Source organism: Flavobacterium sp. Leaf359, assembly GCF_001423985.1.
Taxonomy (GTDB): Bacteria; Bacteroidota; Bacteroidia; order Flavobacteriales; family Flavobacteriaceae; genus Flavobacterium; species Flavobacterium lindanitolerans.
Window position 1 is genome coordinate 744,858 of record NZ_LMPW01000012.1, and the last position, 20,790, is coordinate 765,647.

At 38.0% G+C, this 20,790-nt stretch carries 19 protein-coding genes and 1 tRNA gene; 11 read left to right on the forward strand and 9 right to left on the reverse strand.

The window, feature by feature from the left end; all coding sequences use genetic code 11:
- The first annotated feature begins 47 nt into the window (after window positions 1-47).
- Window positions 48-1,145, forward strand: a complete 1,098-nt coding sequence (locus ASG38_RS11850; RefSeq protein ID WP_056071455.1) for a slipin family protein — start codon at window positions 48-50, stop codon at window positions 1,143-1,145.
- Window positions 1,146-1,190: 45 nt separating this feature from the next.
- Here the strand turns inward: ASG38_RS11850 and ASG38_RS11855 are convergent, their stop codons facing one another.
- The 3 genes from ASG38_RS11855 to ASG38_RS11865 form a co-directional block, all read right to left on the reverse strand.
- Window positions 1,191-1,640: a VOC family protein gene (locus ASG38_RS11855; RefSeq protein WP_056071015.1), complete on the reverse strand. Its 450-nt coding sequence runs from the start codon at window positions 1,638-1,640 to the stop codon at window positions 1,191-1,193.
- Between the two features lie 106 nt (window positions 1,641-1,746).
- Window positions 1,747-3,135, reverse strand: a complete 1,389-nt coding sequence (locus tag ASG38_RS11860; RefSeq protein ID WP_056071018.1) for a S41 family peptidase — start codon at window positions 3,133-3,135, stop codon at window positions 1,747-1,749.
- 110 nt (window positions 3,136-3,245) lie between these two features.
- The gene (locus ASG38_RS11865) at window positions 3,246-5,024 is read right to left on the reverse strand and encodes a long-chain fatty acid--CoA ligase (protein ID WP_056071021.1); all 1,779 of its coding nucleotides are present in this window, start codon (window positions 5,022-5,024) and stop codon (window positions 3,246-3,248) included.
- 222 nt (window positions 5,025-5,246) lie between these two features.
- Between ASG38_RS11865 and ASG38_RS11870 the strand changes: the two genes are divergently transcribed.
- The 3 genes from ASG38_RS11870 to ASG38_RS11880 all read left to right on the forward strand — a co-directional run bounded on the left by ASG38_RS11870 (window position 5,247) and on the right by ASG38_RS11880 (window position 8,305).
- A complete protein-coding gene (locus tag ASG38_RS11870; RefSeq protein WP_056071022.1) occupies window positions 5,247-6,752 on the forward strand; it encodes an aldehyde dehydrogenase family protein in 1,506 nt (501 codons plus the stop codon).
- Window positions 6,753-6,819: 67 nt separating this feature from the next.
- Complete coding sequence (locus ASG38_RS11875; protein ID WP_056071026.1) at window positions 6,820-7,881, forward strand: 2,3-butanediol dehydrogenase; 1,062 nt, start codon at window positions 6,820-6,822, stop codon at window positions 7,879-7,881.
- Between the two features lie 49 nt (window positions 7,882-7,930).
- Window positions 7,931-8,305 carry a DUF779 domain-containing protein gene (locus ASG38_RS11880; protein ID WP_056071028.1) on the forward strand — a complete coding sequence of 125 codons (375 nt, stop codon included), beginning with the start codon at window positions 7,931-7,933 and terminating at the stop codon, window positions 8,303-8,305.
- Here the strand turns inward: ASG38_RS11880 and ASG38_RS11885 are convergent.
- Entirely contained in the window at window positions 8,298-9,221 is a 924-nt protein-coding gene (locus ASG38_RS11885) for an AraC family transcriptional regulator (protein ID WP_056071031.1), read from the reverse strand. The genes ASG38_RS11880 and ASG38_RS11885 overlap by 8 nt on opposite strands.
- 93 nt (window positions 9,222-9,314) lie before the next feature.
- Window positions 9,315-9,704 carry a DUF2809 domain-containing protein gene (locus tag ASG38_RS11890; protein WP_056071034.1) on the reverse strand — a complete coding sequence of 130 codons (390 nt, stop codon included), beginning with the start codon at window positions 9,702-9,704 and terminating at the stop codon, window positions 9,315-9,317.
- Between the two features lie 147 nt (window positions 9,705-9,851).
- Between ASG38_RS11890 and ASG38_RS11895 the strand changes: the two genes are divergently transcribed.
- Complete coding sequence (locus ASG38_RS11895; RefSeq protein WP_157486159.1) at window positions 9,852-10,139, forward strand: hypothetical protein; 288 nt, start codon at window positions 9,852-9,854, stop codon at window positions 10,137-10,139.
- Window positions 10,140-10,184: 45 nt separating this feature from the next.
- Here ASG38_RS11895 and purL read toward each other — a convergent pair whose 3' ends face one another.
- From purL to ASG38_RS11910, 3 genes are all read right to left on the reverse strand, one after another.
- Window positions 10,185-13,895, reverse strand: coding sequence for a phosphoribosylformylglycinamidine synthase (purL, locus tag ASG38_RS11900; protein ID WP_056071040.1), 3,711 nt, complete (start codon window positions 13,893-13,895; stop codon window positions 10,185-10,187).
- 145 nt (window positions 13,896-14,040) lie between these two features.
- Entirely contained in the window at window positions 14,041-14,688 is a 648-nt protein-coding gene (locus tag ASG38_RS11905) for a DUF1579 domain-containing protein (protein ID WP_056071045.1), read from the reverse strand.
- An 85-nt stretch (window positions 14,689-14,773) separates the two neighbouring features.
- Window positions 14,774-16,318 carry a hypothetical protein gene (locus tag ASG38_RS11910; RefSeq protein WP_056071048.1) on the reverse strand — a complete coding sequence of 515 codons (1,545 nt, stop codon included), beginning with the start codon at window positions 16,316-16,318 and terminating at the stop codon, window positions 14,774-14,776.
- A gap of 190 nt (window positions 16,319-16,508) precedes the next feature.
- Between ASG38_RS11910 and ASG38_RS11915 the strand changes: the two genes are divergently transcribed.
- From ASG38_RS11915 to ASG38_RS11940, 6 genes are all read left to right on the forward strand, one after another.
- Window positions 16,509-16,937: a hotdog fold thioesterase gene (locus ASG38_RS11915; protein ID WP_056071051.1), complete on the forward strand. Its 429-nt coding sequence runs from the start codon at window positions 16,509-16,511 to the stop codon at window positions 16,935-16,937.
- Entirely contained in the window at window positions 16,934-17,995 is a 1,062-nt protein-coding gene (locus tag ASG38_RS11920) for a chorismate-binding protein (protein WP_369814315.1), read from the forward strand. The genes ASG38_RS11915 and ASG38_RS11920 overlap by 4 nt, the downstream gene beginning before the upstream one ends.
- A 41-nt stretch (window positions 17,996-18,036) precedes the next feature.
- Window positions 18,037-18,753: a bacillithiol biosynthesis deacetylase BshB1 gene (gene bshB1, locus ASG38_RS11925; protein ID WP_056071057.1), complete on the forward strand. Its 717-nt coding sequence runs from the start codon at window positions 18,037-18,039 to the stop codon at window positions 18,751-18,753.
- Window positions 18,754-18,816: 63 nt separating this feature from the next.
- A tRNA-His gene (locus ASG38_RS11930) sits at window positions 18,817-18,892 on the forward strand.
- Between the two features lie 115 nt (window positions 18,893-19,007).
- Complete coding sequence (locus ASG38_RS11935; protein WP_056071059.1) at window positions 19,008-19,271, forward strand: hypothetical protein; 264 nt, start codon at window positions 19,008-19,010, stop codon at window positions 19,269-19,271.
- A gap of 121 nt (window positions 19,272-19,392) precedes the next feature.
- Window positions 19,393-19,722, forward strand: a complete 330-nt coding sequence (locus ASG38_RS11940; protein ID WP_056071062.1) for a YegP family protein — start codon at window positions 19,393-19,395, stop codon at window positions 19,720-19,722.
- A 50-nt stretch (window positions 19,723-19,772) separates the two neighbouring features.
- Here ASG38_RS11940 and ASG38_RS11945 read toward each other — a convergent pair whose 3' ends face one another.
- The gene (locus tag ASG38_RS11945; protein WP_056071458.1) at window positions 19,773-20,774 is read right to left on the reverse strand and encodes a M28 family metallopeptidase; all 1,002 of its coding nucleotides are present in this window, start codon (window positions 20,772-20,774) and stop codon (window positions 19,773-19,775) included.
- Between the last annotated feature and the right edge of the window lie 16 nt (window positions 20,775-20,790).

Here is a 20,790-nt window from a genome sequence, read left to right on the forward strand (position 1 = left end):
AAAGGTTCTCTTTTTATTAGATGTTGAATATTAAAAAATATAAAAAAATGATTAGAAAAGTACGTATCAATGCCTACCAGGTTGGTTTGGTATTTGAAAACAAGAAATTGGTAGATGTTTTGGAAGAAGGCAGCTCCTGGCTGTTTGGAAACAAAGAATTGATGGTTTTTGAAAAAAAGCAATCTTTTGTAGCTCCAGTTGAATTGAACATCTTATTGCAAAATGAAGCCTTAGCTTCTTTGTTGGAAATTGTCGAAGTTGCTGATAATGAAATTGCGTTGTATTATGCAAACGGCATCTTTAAGGAAGTTTTGCTTACTGGAAGATATGCTTTCTGGAAAGGTTATGCACAAAACGAATTTGTAAAAGCAGATTTGTCAAAAGTGTATATTACAGAACAGATTCCATTGGCTTTACTGGATAATATTAAGTTAAGGACTTATGTAAGACGTTTTAACGTAGCCAGTTATGAAAAAGGACTATTATTCGTTAATGGTACTTTTGTCAAAGAAGTGACAGCAGGAGCTTATTATTTCTGGAGCAATGCTGTTGCGGTCGAAATTAAGACTATTGATACAAGACAGCAACAATTGGAAATTTCCGGACAAGAGTTACTGACAAAAGACAAAGCCGGCTTACGAATCAATTTCTTTGTGAGCTACCAAATAGCTGATATTTACAAGGCTTTGATTAACAATAAAGATTTTGAAAAGCAATTGTATGTGTTGATGCAACTGGCATTGAGAGCTTTCATTGGTAATTTGACATTGGATGAATTGTTGAACAGGAAAGATGCAATTGCAAAGGAAATTTTGGAAAATGTTGAGGTAAAGATTAAAAACTTAGGTTTGGTCGTTTCAGATGCAGGCATCAGAGATGTTATTTTACCAGGAGATATGAAGGAAATCATGAATCAGGTATTGGTTGCTGAGAAAAAAGCGCAGGCCAACAGTATTATGAGACGTGAGGAAACGGCTTCTACCAGAAGTTTGCTGAATACGGCAAAATTAATGGAAGAAAATGAAATGTTATGGAAATTGAAAGAGATGGAATATGTCGAAAAAATCGCAGATAGAATTGGTGAGATTACTATTTCTGGTGGAGGCAATGTCATCAATCAATTGAAAGATATTTTCTTGAAATAAGCAACAGCCACAGATGTAAGAATCTGCGGCTGTTTTTGCTTATTATTATTTCTTCAATTCCAGCCATCTATCATACGACAAAACTCCTAATTCAGGCTGACCGTTTCCTTCCAGAAGCGATATGAATTCCAATTGGTTTCCGTCAGGGTCATTGAAATAAATAGCCAGTGCCGGCATCCAGGCAAAAACCATAGGTTCTGATGAGCCGTTTTTGAGGAAATTATAAGGCTGGAGCTGGTTGTTCTTTAAAAAGCCCTCCGACTGTTGTAATATAAATTCAATATCACAGGTAAAAGCAAAATGTCGTGTTTGTAAAGATTCCTTTTGTTCCCATAGTCCCAGCATGGCTTTTTTTCCTTCACCAATCCAAAGGAAGGCTATGGGTCTGGTTTCATCATAATGAGCCAATTGTAATCCCAGTGTTTCGGTATAAAATTGGACTGCTTTTGTCAGGTCACTGACTTGAATATGGGTTTCGTATAGTCCGGTTATCATAAGAATAGTAATTTAATAGATAACTAAAATTAGCCATTCTTCCGGGCGTAGAATGAGCTTTGCTATAATAAAAGTTTATAGGACTATTGACATTAAATAATTAGAATTATTGGTTTTGGATTATTTTTAAAGCTTCATCCAGTGCTTTACCGGCAGGTATTTTAATATCAGGAATAACACCATGCCAATCGTCTGTTTTTGTTCCGACATTGTAATATAATTTACTTGAAATGGTAATGGGTAGTTGGGTATTAGGAAGCTGATGTGATACTATATCACCATAGCTGACGACCAATCCACCGGTTTCTTCTCCAATAATCTTCCCTCTTTTATAATTGCTGAAACATTGGGCAAAATCGGCAGCAGATGAAAAGGTCTGGGCGCTGGTCAACAGATACACTTTGCCGTTAAATCGCAACGAATTTTCACGGATTGGAATTTCTTCATATACAATTGTATCGTAAATTCCTTCTGCCTTTTTTAAGGTGGCTAAATCTTCTGATGTAAGGATTTTTCCATTTCTTTCATGTGTGCGAATTCGTTCTTTGATTAATCGGCTATTTTTTCCAATCACGCGATCATATTGCTTATAAGGTTGGTTCATGAAAAATTGAAACAGTTCGTCGCCTACATCCGAATCGCCTCCAAGATTGTTTCGGATATCAATAATCAGGTTTTCAATTTTTTTATCTTTTATTTCTGTAAAAGCCTGTTTGCAGAATTCTGAAAAACCATCCCAATCAAAAATCTGAAAACTGATGATAGCTGTACTTTTTTCAGGAATTAGTTTCAAAGTATAATTTTCAGTATCCTTAGTGTCTTCATTTCCACTATTTTCTTGTTTCAGGTTTCTCTGTTTTTCATAATCCTGATAAGGAACGCCTTTTACGGTTATTTTTTGCTTTTTTCCATTGAGCTTATAGGTAATGTTATAAATTCCTTTGGCATTATAAAGATAATCGAGATAGAAAAAGAATGAATTGGCACCGTATTCGGCTTTAAACTCATCACGCTCTCCAGTATTTAATGCTATAATATCTTTTATAATTTTTTCAGATGAAATACTATTAATACTGATAATCTCTGAGTCCTTAGGAATTTCGTTTTTTATTGTAGTATAGGGTTTTCCCGTAATGATATATGGTTTTTGTGGTGATAGAGTAAATTCATAGAGCAGAAGCGAAGGATTTGTTTTAAGGTATGAATTCAAAGGAATATCTATTCCTGTATGTCCATCATCCAACCTGGAAATAATCTTTATGAAGGCTAGATAAAAATCTACTTCATTAAGATTGGTATTTAGACCCTTTTTTAGTTGTTGAATGTCTTTTTGAAATTTCTTTTTCGGATAACTGTAATAAGGATTAGGATGTGTTTCTTCAATATATTGTACCAATGAATCAACATCGGCTTTCATTTGCTGAGGAGTATATGTTTTTTGACTATATACACTCAGACAATTCAGCAATAGTAGCAGTGAAGTTAATTTCTTCATTTAAAAATAGTTGGGCATGATTAGGCGACTGCAAAGTGACACAACAATAGGCTAAGATAAATTATTTAAAACAAAAAACCGCAAACTGGAAATTTGCGGTTGTATTATTTTTAAGCATCTCTGTATATTTTATCATACAAATCCTGGTATTTTTCTTTGACGTTTTTACGTTTTAATTTTAAAGTAGGAGTGAGTTCTCCTCCGTCAATTGACCAAACTTCCGGTGTCAGTTCAAATCGCTTTATCATTTCCCAGTGTCCGAATTTTTTGTTGATATCATCCACTTCTTCCTGAAAACGTTTCTTGACTTCTTCATTGGCAACAATCTCTTTGTTTGTGGAGCCAATAGACAATCCTTTTTTAGCAGCCCATTGTTTTACGAAGTCAAAATCAGGCTGTATGAAAGCGCCCGGCATTTTTTCACTATCCCCAATAACCATAATTTCCCCAATAAAACGGGACTGTTTCATTGCATTTTCAATTAATTGGGGTGCGATGTATTTTCCTCCTGAGGTCTTGAACATTTCTTTTTTCCTGTCGGTAATTTTCAGGAAACCGTCTTTATCAATCAATCCAATATCGCCTGTATAGAAGTAGCCGTCTTTGACTGCCTCGGCAGTTTTCTCCGGGTCTTTATAATAGCCCATCATTACGTTTGGACCTTTACAAAGGATTTCACCGTCTTCTGCAATCTTGACTTCCACATTGTCAATCACTTTACCTACGGTTCCTATTTTGAATCCGTGGTTACGCATATCGTTTACAGCAATTACAGGAGAAGTTTCGGTTAGTCCATAACCTTCCATAACAGGAATTTGTGCAGCAGCAAAAACTCTTGCCAGCCTTGGTTGTAATGCAGCACTACCGGAAACCATCAGTTCAAGATTGTTACCCAGACCTTCTTTCCACTTACTGAAAATCAGTTTTCTGGCAATTCCCAATTGGAATTCATACCACCAGCCATTTTTTCCGTAAGGCTCAAATTTCAGTCCAAGCTCAATAGCCCAGAAAAATAGCTTTTTCTTGATTCCGGTAAGTTCGGCACCTTTGGCATAAATCTTATCATATACTTTTTCTAAAAGTCTTGGGACAGCTGTCATAACATGCGGTCTCGTTTCTTTCAGGTTATCGCTTAATTTGTCAATCGATTCGGCAAAATAAATTCCCACACCATAATACTGGTAGAGATATACAACCATTCTTTCAAAAATATGACAGATAGGAAGGAAACTCAACGCTTTACTTTTTCCGGCTTGAAACGGAATTCTTTTTTCGCTTCCCAATACGTTGGAAACAATATTTTTATGAGATAGCATTACACCTTTCGGTCTTCCGGTAGTTCCTGAAGTATAGATGATTGTTGCCAGGTCTTCAGTGGTTACGGTTTCTTTTCTGGCTTCGACTTCACTCTGATTGCTTTCGTCTTTACCTAATTCCAGTAATTCTGTCCAGTTTTTGCATCCGGAGATGGTGTTGAAGCAGAAAACTTCTTTTAGATTGGGAACGTTATTTTTAATTGCATTTACTTTCTTCAGGACTTCTTCATCAGAAACGATACAGTAAATAGAACCGGAATGATTCAGGATATACTCATAATCTTCTTCAGAAATAGTAGGATATATAGGAACATTTTGCGCTCCGGTTTGCAGAATCCCAATGTCTACAATATGCCATTCGGTTCTGTTGTTTGATGAAATGACCGCAATCTTATCATCTTTTTGTACTCCCATTCTCAAAAGGGCTCTTGAAATGGCGTTTGCTTTTGAAATATATTCGTCAGTAGAAGTCTTCACCCATTCTCCATCATACTTTGTAACCAACGAATCGGGAATGCTGTATTTTTCCTGTTGATGGTAAGGAAAATCAAACAAGCGTGTTATTTTGTTCATTGAGGTAAATTTTATCTGCAAATTATAAAAAATATATTAAGAATGCCAATATTTTCAAATAGTGATATACTATTTTAATATAAGTTTAGTAATACGTCTTTATAAAGCATGTTATTTAGTTATTTTCTTCTTAAAATTAGAATTGTGCTATTTTTTGACAGAATAATGCTATAATTCGTAATTAGTAATACTCAAATTTGATAAAACTAAAAATATTAAATTATGAGCGATATTCTAAAAAGACCCCAGTTTAAAGAAAGATATGATAATTATATCGGAGGAAAATTTGTACCTCCGGTGAATGGAAAATACTTCGACAATGTTTCCCCGATTGACGGAAAAGTATTTGCACAGGCAGCACGCTCCAGCAAAGAAGATGTTGAATTGGCTTTGGACGCGGCCCATGAAGCGTTTAAGTCGTGGAGCAAGACTTCGCCTACCTACAGGAGCAATCTGCTTATGAAAATTGCCCAGGTTATAGAAGACAATTTAGAATATCTGGCTATTGTTGAAACAATTGATAATGGAAAAGCTGTCAGAGAAACATTAGCGGCAGATTTGCCTTTGGTTGTGGACCATTTCAGATACTTTGCAGGAGTAATCCGAGGAGATGAAGGTACGATTGCAGAGCATGATGAAAATACCGTTAGTATTGTACTGCATGAGCCTATTGGTGTCGTGGGACAGATTATTCCGTGGAATTTTCCGCTTTTGATGGCAACCTGGAAAATAGCTCCGGCTCTCGCTGCTGGTTGTTGTACGGTTGTAAAACCGGCAGAACAGACTCCGGTTTCAATCATGGTTTTAATGGAACTGATAGGTGATATTTTACCTCCCGGCGTATTGAATATTGTTAACGGCTACGGAATCGAAGTCGGAAAACCATTGGCAACATCTTCAAGGATTTCTAAAGTAGCCTTTACGGGAAGTACCACTTCGGGAAGATTGATCATGCAATATGCAGCTGAAAACATTATTCCTTCCACTATGGAATTAGGAGGGAAATCGCCTAATATTTTCTTTAAATCGGTAGCTGATGCAGACGACGAGTTTTTTGACAAAGCCATCGAAGGCGCCGTTTTATTTGCTTTAAATCAGGGTGAAGTATGTACCTGTCCGTCAAGAATGCTAATCCACGAAGACATTTATGACAAATTCATTGCTAAAGTAATTGAACGTACCAAAGCAATTAAAACCCTGCATCCTTTGGATAAGTCTTGTATGATGGGAGCGCAAACTTCCAATGAGCAATACCAAAAAATACAGTCCTATCTGAAAATAGGAAAAGAAGAAGGAGCCGAAGTACTGTTAGGAGGTGAAATAAATCGTTTGGAAGGTGATTTGGAAGGTGGATTTTATATTGAGCCTACAATTTTCAAAGGACATAACAAGATGCGTATTTTTCAGGAAGAAATTTTTGGTCCGGTAGTTTGCGTGACTACATTCAAGACGGTTGAAGAAGCCATAGAAATAGCAAACGATACCTTGTATGGATTAGGAGCAGGAGTCTGGACCCGCGATGCCCATGAGTTGTATCAGGTTCCGAGGGCTATTCAGGCAGGGCGTGTATGGGTAAACCAATACCATTCTTATCCGGCTCATGCTCCGTTTGGCGGTTATAAAAAATCAGGCTTCGGACGCGAAAACCATAAAATGATGCTCGACCATTACAGAAGCACTAAAAACATGCTGATTTCTTACGACAAAAAGAAATTAGGATTCTTTTAATATTTAATTGTTGGCACCGCATTTTAAATGCGGTGTTTTTATTCTCCAAAAAATAAAAATATATACTATGGCAAATATGAAAGCAGCCCGCTGGCATGCGGCTAAAGATATCCGGGTAGAAGAAACAACAGTGCCGTCACCCGGAAAGAATCAGGTACAGATAGAAGTACAATTTGCGGGAATTTGTGGTTCCGACCTCCATGAATATACACACGGACCAATGTTGATTCCTTTTGATAAGCCTTATCCGCTTAACGGACATCAGGGAGTGACAACATTGGGGCATGAGTTTGCGGGAATCGTAAACGAAGTGGGCGAAAATGTGAAGAACATAAAAAAAGGTGACAGGGTTGTAGTTGAGCCTATTTTTAAAAATCCCGAAAGTCCTTTTATAGCGAATGGACAGTATAATCTTTCAGAACCACTCGGATTTGTTGGATTGACTTCTAATGGAGGTTTTGCAAAATATACGGTTGTCGAGGATTATATGGTGCATAAAATTCCGGATTCTATGAGTTTTGAGCAGGGAGCATTAGTAGAACCTGCGGCCGTGGCGGTTTATGCGGTTTTGCAAAGCGGTCTTAAAATAGGGCAGTCCTGTGTTATTTTTGGAGCAGGACCTATTGGCCTTTTATGTGTGCAGGCGGCAATTGCGGCAGGAGCAACAACGGTTGTAGTAGTTGATGTAGCTGAAAAACGTTTGGAAAAAGCACTTTCTATAGGAGCCAGTTACGTTATTAACGGAAAAAGCGAAAATATTCCGCAGCAAGTAAGAGACCTGACAAATGGAGGTGCCGATATTTTTCTGGATGCGGCAGGTGTACAGGCAACATTTGACGCCGGACTGGCCAGTTTGAAAAACGGGGGAACGGCTGTTTTGGTTGCTTTGTTTGGAAAACCGGTAAGCCATGATGCCTTTACGCAGGTTGTCCGAGAAATTACTATTAAAGGAATTATCGCCTACAGAAATATTTTCCCGGAAGTAATAAATCTTATTGCTACCGGAAGGATGCCGGTTGAAAAATTAGTAACCAGTAAAATAAAACTCGACAATATAGTGAAAGATGGTTTTGAAGCTCTTGTGACCAATCCATCCGAAGTAAAAATATTAGTTGACATTAATAATTAACTTAGTAAATGAGCTTTTCTGTTTTGGAGAGCTCATTTTTTAATCAGTTATGGCTACAAAAAGAGTACTGGCTACCGAAAAAGCCAAAGAAGTAATAGCACGGCTAAAAACAGAATATGGTGAATTGATTTTTCATCAAAGCGGAGGCTGTTGTGAAGGTTCCTATCCGCATTGTTTTGAAAAAGGCGGTTTTTTGATTGGTTCAAACGATGTGTGTATCGGAGAAATTGAAGGTTGTAAGTTTTATATGGCTGGTGACCAGTTTGAATATTGGAAACATACCCAACTCACTTTGGATGCCATGGAAGGTAGGGCGGCCAGTTTTTCCCTTGAATCCGTTTTGGATGTCGGCTTTTTTATCCATTCCCGATTGTATACAGAAGAAGAAGCCAAAGATTTGGAGCCCGTAGAACGGTTTAATTAACGGTAAGTTTTTGATATTGTTTTGGGGTAATTCCTTCGTGTTTTTTGAACAGGCGTATGAAGTAATTGCTGTCTTCAAAACCCAGTTCATACGAAACTTCATTTACATGGATATTCTGCCCGCTTAAAAGGGCTTTTGCCATTTTTATTTTTTCCTGGAGGATAAATTCAACAGGAGTGATTCCCAGTTCTCTTTTGAAAAAACGATGGAAGGCAGTTGTACTCATACAGGCTACATCCGATAGTTTTTTCATATTGATATTGTTATTGATATTTGCCTTGATGTAGGCTATAATGGGAGAAAGTGTCGGATTGGAATCTGTAAGAGTGTTGTCATGGGCTCCTTTTTGGGTCTGTAGCTGTATGATTTGAATCAGCATTTCCTGTAAGGTCAAATCGGCTATAATGTCTTTGGTTACAGAATTGCTTAGGCAAACTTTAATCAGTTTTTGTATGGAAGCTGCCAATTCTATATTGTTATAGAAAAAATAATTATTGGCATTTAGCTGCCAGTATTCATCCTGACCTTTAGGATATTTTTCATTAAGCAGATTTAATATTTCGCTGATTTTGGAATGATCTAAAGCGAGGGCAAGGCATTGGGTTGGATTTTGTTTGGAAGCTTCAGGAAAATCAATTTTCATCTCTACATTGGAGGGAACAATAACGGTTTCACCCGGAAGATAATCAAATCCTTCCTTATCTAACAGATGCATTACCTTTTTGCCTCTCAACATGCTGGTCACAACCAAATCATTAAATTTTAAAGGAACCAGCTGTGCTTCCTGATAAGTTTCAAACAAATTCAGTTCACAATGATTCAAAGTATGTATTGTCCGGTTTTCAACCAGTGTCTTTAAAGAATTTTCTTTGGAAAGTTCGGGAGCATTGAGAATTATTCCATTTTTTAAAGCCATAACCATCAAAAAGTTTTAAAAAGTAATGACTTCACTTTATAAGAAAAGTCATTCCTATAAAAGTAAAGATTTTTTTTCTTCGGGCAATGAATATTAACGTTTTTGCTGACGGTTGCGTGAACTTTTTAAAATATTTTCAATCATAAAAACAATCCCGATTCCAAAAGTATAGGCAAGAATATCGCTCCATAAAAATCCTTGCCCTAATATAAGACGACCTAAAGTGGTAGCACGGATACTGACTATCCAATCGGCCTGATACAATTGCAACGTCTCTATAATATAACAAACCAAAAGTGAAATTAAAACCGTTGTTTTGGTTCTGGCTTTTGGAAAATGAAACCGTACCAGAAAGTATATCATGATGGCATAAAGCATGTCGCCTATAAACAGGGGAATCGTTTTTATGAATCGGGATAACAGTCCCAGAACGATTGTTCCTGACAAGAGTAAAAAGTATAATAACCGGGATTGTCTTTTCATACTGTAATTTCTGCCCTCTAAAATACAGTGTTTTTACTTAATAAAAACAGGGAATAGCCTTATAGTCAGTAAAATAACTGTTTTTACATTTGGTTTATGCGTAAGCCGAAAAGCAAAAAGAGTAGGCATTATATAAATAGAATCAGTATGGGAATGTTATTTTACTTAGCAATGGGCTGGTGTGGTACAAAGTTTCCGGGTTGGTGGCGTTTTCCAGTGCCTCCGCATCCAGACCCTGAACCTTGGAGAGATTTTTCTGTTTTGTCAGTAATCGGAATAATTGCAGGCGGAGCAGGTGGGTCATTGTTCCATGATGCAATTACACAAAATGCACTGTTTACCGGTCAGGAAATGATTGCTTCAGGAATGTTTGCCTTTGCCGCTTCGGGTATAGTTACCGGAATCGGGTCTGTAATGATGAAAGGGAAACGATAAAAACAAAGAATCCTTTCCACGGGGAAAGGATTCTTCTGTTTAAAATCAGATTTTATTTTCAATCCATTTTCTTGCATTCACAAAGGCTTCATGCCAAGGCGAAACTTCATCGTTTCTGCCCTCCGGATAATTTGCCCAGTTCCATTGGAAAGTAGAACGTTCAATATGCGGCATCATAGCCAGGTGTCTTCCGGTTTTGTCGCATAACATGGCAATATTAAAGAAAGAACCGTTAGGATTAGCCGGGTAATTTTCATAACCATATTTTCCAACAACATTGTATTTGTCTTCAGTATAAGGCAAATCAAATTTTCCTTCACCATGCGAAATCCAAACTCCTAAAGTGCTTCCGGCTAATGTGCTTAACATTACGGAATTATTTTCTAAAACGCTCACAGATGTAAAGGCACTTTCGTGCTTGTGAGAGTCGTTATGTCTTAATTTTCCATGTACTTCATGTTCCGGGTTGATTAATTCCAATTCCATAAACAATTGAGCCCCGTTACAGATTCCAACAGACAGCGTGTCTTCTCTTTTAAAGAAATTATCCAAAGCTGTTTTTGCCTTTTCATTGTATAAAAATGCACCGGCCCAACCTTTGGCAGAACCTAAAACATCGGAGTTGGAAAAACCTCCAACAGCCCCAATGAATTGGATGTCTTCGAGAGTTTCACGGCCCGAAATCAAGTCGGTCATGTGGACATCTTTTACATCAAAACCAGCTAAATACATAGCATTGGCCATTTCACGCTCAGAATTACTTCCTTTTTCGCGTATGATAGCGGCTTTTGGTCTTGGTTTTGAAGCGTCAATTACCGGTTTTTTTCCTGTAAAATGTTCAGGGAACTTAAATTGCAAAGGCTGTTTTTTATAGTTTTCAAAACGTTCTTTTGCTTTCAGTTCTCCCGACTGTTTTTTGTCTAACAGATATGAAGTCTTGTACCATGTGTCACGTGCTTCAGCCACATCTACAGATAGATTTTGGCTTCCGTTTTTGATAGTTACGGTGTTGCCATCTTTTACTTTTCCAATATTGAAGAAAGAAATATTATTTTGCGCCAATACAGTTTCAACAGAAGCATCTGCCTGGAAAACAATTCCAATGTTTTCAGAGAATAGAACTTTTACAGTATCATTTTCATTCAGATTGCTCAGGTCGAAATCAGCTGCCAGATTCACATCTGCAAAACACATTTCCAGTAAAGTAGTAATTAATCCACCACTTCCAATATCGTGTCCGGCCTGGATTTTTCCTTCCTTAATCAGGTCTTGCAAGACATTAAAAGTAGTCTTGAAATTGGCTGCATTTTTGATTGTAGGAACATCGTTTCCTATTCTGTTTAAAACCTGTGCAAAAGATGAACCTCCCAATTTGAAAGCATCTTCTGAAAGGTTGATATAATAGATATTGCCACCGTCTTTTTTCAAAACTGGCTCAACCACTTTTCGGATATCGGTACAATTACCTGCTGCCGAAATAATTACCGTTCCGGGAGCAATAACATCTCCGTTAGGGTATTTCTGCTTCATTGAAAGTGAGTCCTTTCCTGTTGGGATGTTGATACCCAATTCTATTGCAAAATCAGAACACCCTTGAACGGCTTCATATAATCTTGCATCTTCACCTTCATTTTTACAGGCCCACATCCAGTTGGCAGAAAGTGAAACTCCTTTTAAGCCGTCTTTTATTGGTGCCCAGATAATGTTAGACAATGCTTCTGCAATTGCCGTGCGGCTTCCTGCAGCAGGGTCAATTAAGGAGGCAACAGGAGAATGGCCTACGGTGGTTGCGATTCCTTCTTTTCCTAAATAATCCAGAGCCATAACCCCAACATTATTCAGAGGCAATTGCAATGGTCCGGCACATTGTTGTTTGGCAACTTTTCCGCCAACACAACGGTCTACTTTATTGGTAAGCCAGTCTTTACAAGCCACAGCTTCCAATTGCAAGACCTGGTTCAGATAATTTTTAAAATTTTCCTGAGTATACTCTAATTCGGTATAGTTTCGATTTACAGTAGTGTCGGTCATTACCATTTTAGGTGAGCTTCCAAACATATCTTCCAAAGCAAAATCCATTGGTTTTGCTCCTGTCGTTTTTGACTCAAAAGTAAATCTGTGGTTTCCGGTTACATCACCTACCTGATACATAGGAGAACGCTCACGGTCTGCTATTCTTTGTAAAGTATCGATATCTTTTTGGCTAATAACCAATCCCATTCTTTCCTGAGATTCATTTCCAATGATTTCCTTGGCAGAAAGTGTAGGGTCGCCTACAGGAAGTTTATCCAAATCAATCAAGCCTCCTGTCTCTTCAACCAATTCCGAAAGACAGTTTAAATGGCCTCCGGCTCCATGGTCATGGATGGAAACTATAGGATTCGCATCACTTTCTACAAGGCCACGGATAGCATTTGCAGCACGTTTCTGCATTTCCGGATTGGAACGCTGTATGGCATTCAACTCGATTCCGGAACTGAAAGCACCGGTATCTGCAGAAGAAACTGCAGCACCGCCCATACCAATTCTGTAATTTTCACCACCCAGTATAACGATTTTATCGCCGGTTTTTGGCTTTTGCTTGATAGCCTGGTCTTGTTTTCCATAACCAATTCCTCCGGCTAGCATGATGACTTTGTCGTAACCAAGTTTTCGGTTATCTTCAACTTCAGCCCTGCCAGAGTTCAAAACTCTGGCAGGGTTATTTTCTTCTTCGTGTTCAAATGTCAGGACTGAACCCGTAATTAACGGCTGTCCGAATTTATTCCCAAAATCAGAAGCTCCGTTTGAAGCCTTGATTAGGATATCCATTGGCGTTTGGTACAGCCATTTTCTTTCTTCCATTGCTTTTTCCCATGGACGGTTTTCTTCCAGTCGGGAATAGGAGGTCATGTATACCGCTGTTCCTGCCAAAGGCAAAGAACCCTGCCCGCCAGCCAGACGGTCACGGATTTCTCCTCCGGAACCGGTTGCCGCACCGTTGAAAGGCTCAACAGTTGTCGGGAAGTTATGTGTTTCCGCTTTAAGCGAAATAACAGAATCAAAATCTTTTGTTTCGTAAAAATCAGGCTTGTCTGCGGATTTAGGTGCGAATTGTTGCACTTTTGGTCCTTTTAAGAAAGCTACATTGTCTTTATAAGCCGAAACAATATCATTCGGATTTTCAGCAGATGTTTTCTTAATCAATTTAAATAGGGAAGAAGGTTTTTCTTCTCCATCAATGATAAAGGTTCCGTTGAATATTTTATGGCGGCAGTGTTCTGAATTCACTTGTGAGAATCCAAATACTTCAGAGTCGGTTAGTTTTCTGCCTAGTTTTTTGGATAAATTTTCCAAATAGTCAACTTCTTCTTTGCTTAATGCCAGTCCTTCTTTTGTATTGAAGCCTGCAATATCTTCAATTTCAAGGATAGGTTCCGGCTGTATATTTATGCTATATATTTCTTGTCCTAATTCGGAATACTTCTGAGAAAGCATCGGATCAAAATCAGAAAAATCAGTAGTGACTTTTTTAAATTCCTCAATACGGATAATGCCTTCAATTCCCATATTCTGAGTAATTTCCACAGCATTCGTACTCCAAGGAGTAATCATAGCAGCTCGTGGCCCAACAAAAAAATCCGCTAGTACGGATTTTTCTATTTTATGGGTGTTGCCAAAAAGCCAGTTTAATTTTGAAATGTCTTGAGCAGAAAGTTCGTTTTGCGTCTGAACGGCAAAAACGGTATTGCTTTCGTTTCCGAAGAAATGAATCATTAGTTCTTATATTTAGTTGTTGTTGTGGCGCAAATTTAGTTCAAAAAGTCCTAAAGTCAAAAGCCTTACGCCAAAAGTTCGTAAACAATCTCTGTTAATAAAAAAGACTGTCTTCCGACAGCCTTTTTCGCATTATTTTTTGGTGTTATTTCTTTCTTTTCAGCATGATTTCCATACTTTTAAATTCTTTGCCGTCAGGAGTCATGTCATACATTTCCATTTTTTGGGTGTTAGGGTCAATAACGGTAATAACCTCACGAACTTTTTTAGTTTTTTTAGTCATCGGGTCTGTAACTTCACCTTCCATTTTAATTGTTTTTGAAGCCTCGTCATAATTTCCTTTCATGACCATAATCCCTGTTCCCATATTGTCAATCCATGTTGAAACGTATTGTTTGGCGGCATTATCGTAAGCTAAAGTACTGCGTCCTTCAAAAGGTTGTCCCATCATGTTTCCGGTATGCACCGATTCCTGATAAAGACCGTTTAATATCATTTTGGTATTGGCAGTAGTATTGCTTTTGTGTGGCAACCTATCGTCAGGTCCCATCCAGAACGTAATTTCTTCGTCCCAGGTTCCTACGTCAGCAGCCATTTTTTTATGCATTTCGCCCGGTGTCATGTATTCCTGCCAGGCTTTTTGCATGGCAATCGAATCCATTGGTTCAGACTTTACGGTTTCTGTTGGAACAGAATCTTTTGGTACTGTTGTTGTCGTTTCAACCTTGACTTCTTTTTTACAGGCCGTCAGGCACAGAAGCAAAGCACCCAGATAAATGTAGTTTGTTTTCATAATTGTATTGATTTTGTTTGATTCGCATAAAATTATGAAAAAAAATAATTTAATCGTATTTTTAATGATGGTTTTTCAAAAATGATTAGCGTTCTTCAAAAGTAATAGATTCATAAGCGCCAAGGTCCGGACTTGCCGTATTTCTTGCTGTTCCTTTGATGTCGTTAGGAACCTGAGCAGCAACACCAGGGTCTCCAAAACCATTTGCACTCGAGTCTTCACCAATCATCAGCTTGTTTTTGTTGATGTCCATGAAGTTCGGATTTCCATTTCGGATGATATTTGTATTATCATTCACAAAAGAATAGATATTATTGGTCGTATTGATAGAATTGCTAAGCTTGATTTGGCACTTCGTAAATGTAGCATTGAAATTATCGGTACCTTCTTTTTTGTTAAGCAACAATCCGGATTGGTTGGAACTGAAAATAATGCAGTTCTTAAAGCTGGCTTCCAATGGTTGTACTTCAGGTGTTGCTCCCTGTATGTAATTGTCAAGTGCAACAGCATACTTTCTGGAACCCGACCAGTTGTTATTGAATGTACAATGTTTGAAGTCATATTTTCCACCATAGCTGCCTACAAAGCTCGAAGAGCCACCCCAATTGATAACTACATTTTCACCCTCAACATATCCTGTTTGTGCCAGAATTCCCGCATTAGATGAGTTGTAAATCTGTACATTCTTTAATTTTAAGTCAGGAGTAGGGTTGTTTATTCCTGAATTTCCGGAAACCAGAATCCCAACAGTTGCATTTTTGATGGTAAGGTTGGTAAATTCATGACCTGTACTTCCTTGGGTAAGCCAGATAGCCAGCCATTGTCCGGGTGAGTCAGAAAAGGCCGGTTCTAATCGGTCACCTTCAAAGATAACTTCATTCTCCAGTTGGTCTGTAAACGATTGGCTTCCGTTTATTTTGATTGAACTGCCATTATATGCAATCAGGGCAGAGCCGGAGTGAAAATGCACCCGTGTGCCTGGATCTATTGTGAGCGTTTCATTAGCTGGAACCCCGGCGTAGCCGTAAATAACATAAGGTTTGTCTTTAGTCCAGTGCCTTTCAGTATCATCAAGGAAAAAGCCTCGTCCTGTTATTGGGTTTCCTTCTTCATCGACTCCTATAGGAATCTGTTCGTAATTGCCTTCATTATCACGGTTAGGATAGAGAAAAATGGCATCTTTTACCAAAGTAACCAATTGGACTTTTTGCTGTTTAGTTCCGTTGTCAAATAGAATCTGGTCTGTATAAAGATATTCTGCATCCGGATTGGCAAAGTCATTGTAGTTTATGGTCGTCTCTATGAAAATAAACAAACTGTCTTTAGCCAGAAGTTCTACATTATTGAAAATTTTACCTCCGGTTCCCTGCATTCCGTCTACCATCATTCGGTATTTTGAATTCATTCCTTTTGCAAGCTGTATGGTTGGGATGCTAATGTCTTTATCACTGCGGTTGTATACTTTTAAGGTATAAGTACTGGAGCCGATGTTCGTAAAAACAGTATCGAGAAAAACCGTATCTTTTGAAAATCCAAGATTACCGCTGCTAGGCTCAAAATCAAAATCTTTTCGACAAGAAGTCAGTGAAATAACAGCAATTATGAATAAAAATATAAAGGTATTGCGCATCGGTTTGAATTTTGGTAAAAATAGTAAAAATCTGATTTGTCAGACAGGTTAATTTTTTAAATTGAGTTATGTCTTGCATCAGTAAACTCAAAAATGTTAAAATTAGTATGTGTCTTTTAACTTTTCTGACAATAATCAACTGCTGTGTTCCGTATTAATTTCCTTAATTTTGGAAAAACAAATTTTAATAATGGCTTTCGATAGAAATACAATGCTTGAAAACTGCAAGAAATGGTGTGAAAATACCCTGATGCAGACTTTAGAAATAGAATTTATTGATGCCGGAGAAGGTTATTTAAAAGCCCAGATGCCGGTTAATCCAAGAGTCCACCAGCCAATGGGACTACTTCACGGCGGTGCTTCTGTTGCCCTTGCAGAAAGTGTAGGAAGTGCGGCTTCACTTATGTTTATTAATCCGGAAACTCATGAAGTTCGCGGTATTGAAATTTCAGCAAACCATGTCAAAAGTAAACGGGCGGGTATGGTATACGGAACGGCAAAAATTATCCATAAAGGACGGATGGTACATCTTTGGGAAATCAGGATAACTGATGAAAATGATATGCTGATATCACTATGCAAGATTACCAATATTGTTTTGGAAAGAACAAAGAAATGATGTCAGGATTATACCAAAAAGCGGAAGAGCAGTTCAAAAAAAGACTTCCTTTCGTATTGTACTCCAAGCCCGGAGAAACTACTGTTGTCGGTATTTTTCAAAAGGATGCTTCTTTACACTTTACAACCGATTTTAAGGAAGAAGGATTTGTATTTGCCCCTTTTCAGGGTGAGCAATTTGTGCTGTTACCAAAAGAGAAATCGGATGTCTTTACGGAAGCATATACCCGAATCGCAATTGAAAATAACAATACAGTTTTTGGAGCAGATGTTGCAGCCAAAGAAAACTTTGAACAGTTGGTTCAGAATGGGGTAGATGCTATCTGCAAAGGCGATTTCAAAAAGGTTGTTCTGTCACGTAAAGAAACGGTTTCTCTAGAAAATGTCACTCCTTTTGAGTTGTTTAAAAAACTGCTTTCGGCTTATCCGGCAGCTTTTAAATATTGTTTTTTCCATCCGGAGATAGGGATGTGGCTTGGAGCAACTCCGGAGCAGTTATTAAAAGCTTCGGGAGACCGTATTAAAACTGTGGCGCTTGCCGGAACACAGGTGTATCATGAAGGAGAAATAAAATGGGAAATTAAAGAACAGGAAGAACAGGAATTTGTTACGGAATTTATTCTTGAAGGACTTGAAGATTATACAGCCGAAAAAAACAGTTCCAAACCTTATACTTTCAGGGCAGGAAATATTGTACATATCAAAACTGATATAGAAGCACGTTTGCATGACAGGCAGGATTTAGGAAAAATAATAAAAATGCTGCATCCGACTCCGGCTGTATGCGGGCTTCCAAAAGAAGCTTCCAAAAAATTTATACTTGAAAACGAAGGTTACGACCGCGAATATTATTCAGGGTTTTTAGGAGAACTGAATCGGGATTTCGCAAAAGATAAACCGGAGAATTCAGACTTATTCGTCAATCTCCGTTGTATGAAGCTACAAAATGAAAAAGCCCATTTATACATAGGCTGCGGGATTACAAAAGATAGTATTCCGGAGAAGGAGTTTATAGAAACTGTGAATAAGTCATTAACGCTGAAGAATATCCTTGGGTAATAATTATTCTTCGTATTTTTAAAAACAAACAAACACAAACAATGAAATTAGACATACTTTTTTTTGGTGCACATCCGGATGATGTTGAATTGGGCTGCGGTGCTACTATTGCTAAAGAAGTCTCGTTAGGAAAGAAGGTTGGTATTGTCGACCTGACCAGAGGAGAATTGGGAACACGGGGCACTGCTGAAATTCGTGATGAAGAGGCAAAAAATGCCGCTGCTGTTTTAGGGGTTGAAATACGTGAAAACCTTAAGATGCGTGACGGTTTTTTTATCAATGATGAAGCCCATCAGATGCAAGTCATTAAAATGATTCGAAAATACAGGCCCGAAATCGTAATCTGTAATGCTATTGATGACAGGCATATTGACCACGGCAAAGGCAGCAAATTGGTTTCTGATGCCTGCTTTTTATCCGGGCTGATTAAGATTGAAACCGAAATTGATGGTATAGCCCAGGCTGCCTGGAGACCTAAACTGGTATATCATTACATTCAATGGAAAGACCTTAAACCGGATTTTGTAGTTGATGTCAGCGGTTTTATGGATAAAAAAGTGGCTTCTCTGATGGAGTACAAATCCCAGTTTTATGACCCGAATTCCAATGAGCCTTCCACGCCAATAGCTACAAAAAACTTTAAAGATAGTATCTTATACCGTGCCCAGGATTTAGGAAGATTGATAAACTCGGAATATGCAGAAGGATTTACCGTAGAAAGATATTTGGCAGTCAATAGCTTAGGGGATTTGGTATAATTTTTTAGCTTTTTTGTTTGCAGGAATCAACTTTTGCAGTATATTTGCACTCGTTAAACAAATGGTGGTTGTAGCTCAGCTGGTTAGAGTATCGGTTTGTGGTGCCGAGGGTCGCCGGTTCGAACCCGGTCTGCCACCCATTTTTAAAGCCCTGGATTTTTCCAGGGCTTTTTTTATTTCTTCCCTTTGCTAATTAAAACTTAAATTGGCAGTGTCTGTGGTCATTATTTTCTAAATTAGAGAGAAAAAAGACCATGTCACAGCAAATAATTATAGGAAATCCGATTTCTTTCAAGTCCATCCGGGATTATATTTTTAATCATAAAGTCAATAAAGGTGATTGTATTGTGCTGAATCCGCTCAATTATAAAAGCTTGATTGAAGAGATAAAACATTCACACGAAGAAACAATTGAAATTCCAATCAATGTTTTTGGAGTACTGCTTGTTCAGGATGAAACGGACAGTGTGGAATTGGGAAAAATCCAGATTGTAAAAAACGAGAATCTCAATTCGTGATTCTTTTAAGAAAAAATAATCCGGTATTGTTATAAAATTTGATAAAAATGTTATATTTTGGCTATTATTATTCTATGGAATTGCATAAGCTCAAATTAGTATAACTTTTAAATTAAATTTTATGGGGACATTCTTGATTTCAAAAAGAAAAAATGACGAGTTTCAATTTGTACTGAAAGCCGGAAACGGAGAAGTCATATTGACAAGTGAAGGCTATTCAAGCAAAGCCGGATGTACGAACGGTATCGAATCAGTACGAAAAAATTCACAGGACGATTCTAAATTCGATAAAAAGGAAGCTTCAAATGGCAAATTATATTTTAACCTAAAAGCTACAAACGGACAGATTATTGGGTCAAGCCAGATGTATGCTTCTGCTTCAGGACGCGATAACGGAATCGAGTCTGTAAAAAAGAATGCGCCAGACGCAGATGTGAAAGAAGATTTGTAGTTCTAAAACTTAATAAATAAAAAAAGCTCCGATATCGGAGCTTTTTTTATTTATTTTCCATCCCTGTCAATAACAGGTCTTTCTTTTCGGTTTGCTAATTCCCAGGCAGTAACGAAAACGAGTTGGGCTCTTTTTTGCAGCAGGTCATACTCTATTTTGTCCGGCGTATCGGTTGCTTTGTGATAGTCTTCATGAACTCCGTTGAAATAGAATAGTGACGGAATTCCATTTTTTGCAAAGTTATAATGGTCGGAACGGTAATAGATTCGTTCCGGGTCATTCCTGTCGTTGTATTTATAGTCTAATTCCAGCTTGGTATATTCTTTATTTGCGTTTTCTGATATTTTATGCAAGTCTGTACTCAAACGGTCAGAACCTATCAGATAAACGTAGTTGCCGTTATCTTTATGTTTGTCATCACGACGACCAATCATATCAATGTTCAAATCGGCAATCGTATTTTTTAATGGAAACAGCGGATGCTCGACATAATATCTTGAACCGTGTAATCCATGCTCTTCACCGGTTACATGGAGAAATAGAATAGAGCGTTTTGGCCCGTGTCCGTCTTTCTTTGCCAGCATAAATGCTTTGGCAATCTCCAGCAAGGCAACAGTTCCGGAACCGTCATCGTCAGCACCATTATATACCTGTCCGTTTTTCATTCCTACGTGGTCGTAATGCGCAGAGATGACCAAAATTTCATCCGGTTTTTCAGAACCTTCAATAAACGCCCAGATATTTTCGGAATCGTTTAGTTTAGGACTGAACGCCCGTGACATAAATGCTGCAGGAACTTTTTGGTAAAAGTCGGTGGCTCCTTTTGGATAGGAAACACCTATTTTTTCATATTGGGAAATCAGGTATTTTCCAGCCTTTTTTTGGCCAGCTTCACCTGTGTTTCGACCTTCCATTTCATCTCCTGCAATGACATAGAGATTAGTCTTTAGGTCAGAAGCAGATATGGCTTCCATATATTTTGTTGGCTTGACTGAAGAACAGCTAACCAGGAATAACGAAAGCATAAAACCGGAAACAAACATTTTTTTCATCTTCAAATTTTTATAA

Coding starts and splice junctions, on each gene's coding strand:
- ASG38_RS11915 (WP_056071051.1), top strand. CDS start 16,509: ATGGCTTTCGATAGAAATACAATGCTTGAAAACTGCAAGAAATGGTGT.
- ASG38_RS11935 (WP_056071059.1), top strand. CDS start 19,008: ATGTCACAGCAAATAATTATAGGAAATCCGATTTCTTTCAAGTCCATC.
- ASG38_RS11890 (WP_056071034.1), bottom strand. CDS start 9,704: ATGAAAAGACAATCCCGGTTATTATACTTTTTACTCTTGTCAGGAACA.
- ASG38_RS11855 (WP_056071015.1), bottom strand. CDS start 1,640: ATGATAACCGGACTATACGAAACCCATATTCAAGTCAGTGACCTGACA.
- ASG38_RS11880 (WP_056071028.1), top strand. CDS start 7,931: ATGGCTACAAAAAGAGTACTGGCTACCGAAAAAGCCAAAGAAGTAATA.
- ASG38_RS11870 (WP_056071022.1), top strand. CDS start 5,247: ATGAGCGATATTCTAAAAAGACCCCAGTTTAAAGAAAGATATGATAAT.
- ASG38_RS11875 (WP_056071026.1), top strand. CDS start 6,820: ATGGCAAATATGAAAGCAGCCCGCTGGCATGCGGCTAAAGATATCCGG.
- ASG38_RS11905 (WP_056071045.1), bottom strand. CDS start 14,688: ATGAAAACAAACTACATTTATCTGGGTGCTTTGCTTCTGTGCCTGACG.
- ASG38_RS11850 (WP_056071455.1), top strand. CDS start 48: ATGATTAGAAAAGTACGTATCAATGCCTACCAGGTTGGTTTGGTATTT.
- ASG38_RS11910 (WP_056071048.1), bottom strand. CDS start 16,318: ATGCGCAATACCTTTATATTTTTATTCATAATTGCTGTTATTTCACTG.
- ASG38_RS11860 (WP_056071018.1), bottom strand. CDS start 3,135: ATGAAGAAATTAACTTCACTGCTACTATTGCTGAATTGTCTGAGTGTA.
- purL (WP_056071040.1), bottom strand. CDS start 13,895: ATGATTCATTTCTTCGGAAACGAAAGCAATACCGTTTTTGCCGTTCAG.
- ASG38_RS11920 (WP_369814315.1), top strand. CDS start 16,934: ATGATGTCAGGATTATACCAAAAAGCGGAAGAGCAGTTCAAAAAAAGA.
- ASG38_RS11895 (WP_157486159.1), top strand. CDS start 9,852: ATGGGAATGTTATTTTACTTAGCAATGGGCTGGTGTGGTACAAAGTTT.
- ASG38_RS11885 (WP_056071031.1), bottom strand. CDS start 9,221: ATGGCTTTAAAAAATGGAATAATTCTCAATGCTCCCGAACTTTCCAAA.
- ASG38_RS11945 (WP_056071458.1), bottom strand. CDS start 20,774: ATGAAAAAAATGTTTGTTTCCGGTTTTATGCTTTCGTTATTCCTGGTT.
- ASG38_RS11940 (WP_056071062.1), top strand. CDS start 19,393: ATGGGGACATTCTTGATTTCAAAAAGAAAAAATGACGAGTTTCAATTT.
- ASG38_RS11865 (WP_056071021.1), bottom strand. CDS start 5,024: ATGAACAAAATAACACGCTTGTTTGATTTTCCTTACCATCAACAGGAA.
- bshB1 (WP_056071057.1), top strand. CDS start 18,037: ATGAAATTAGACATACTTTTTTTTGGTGCACATCCGGATGATGTTGAA.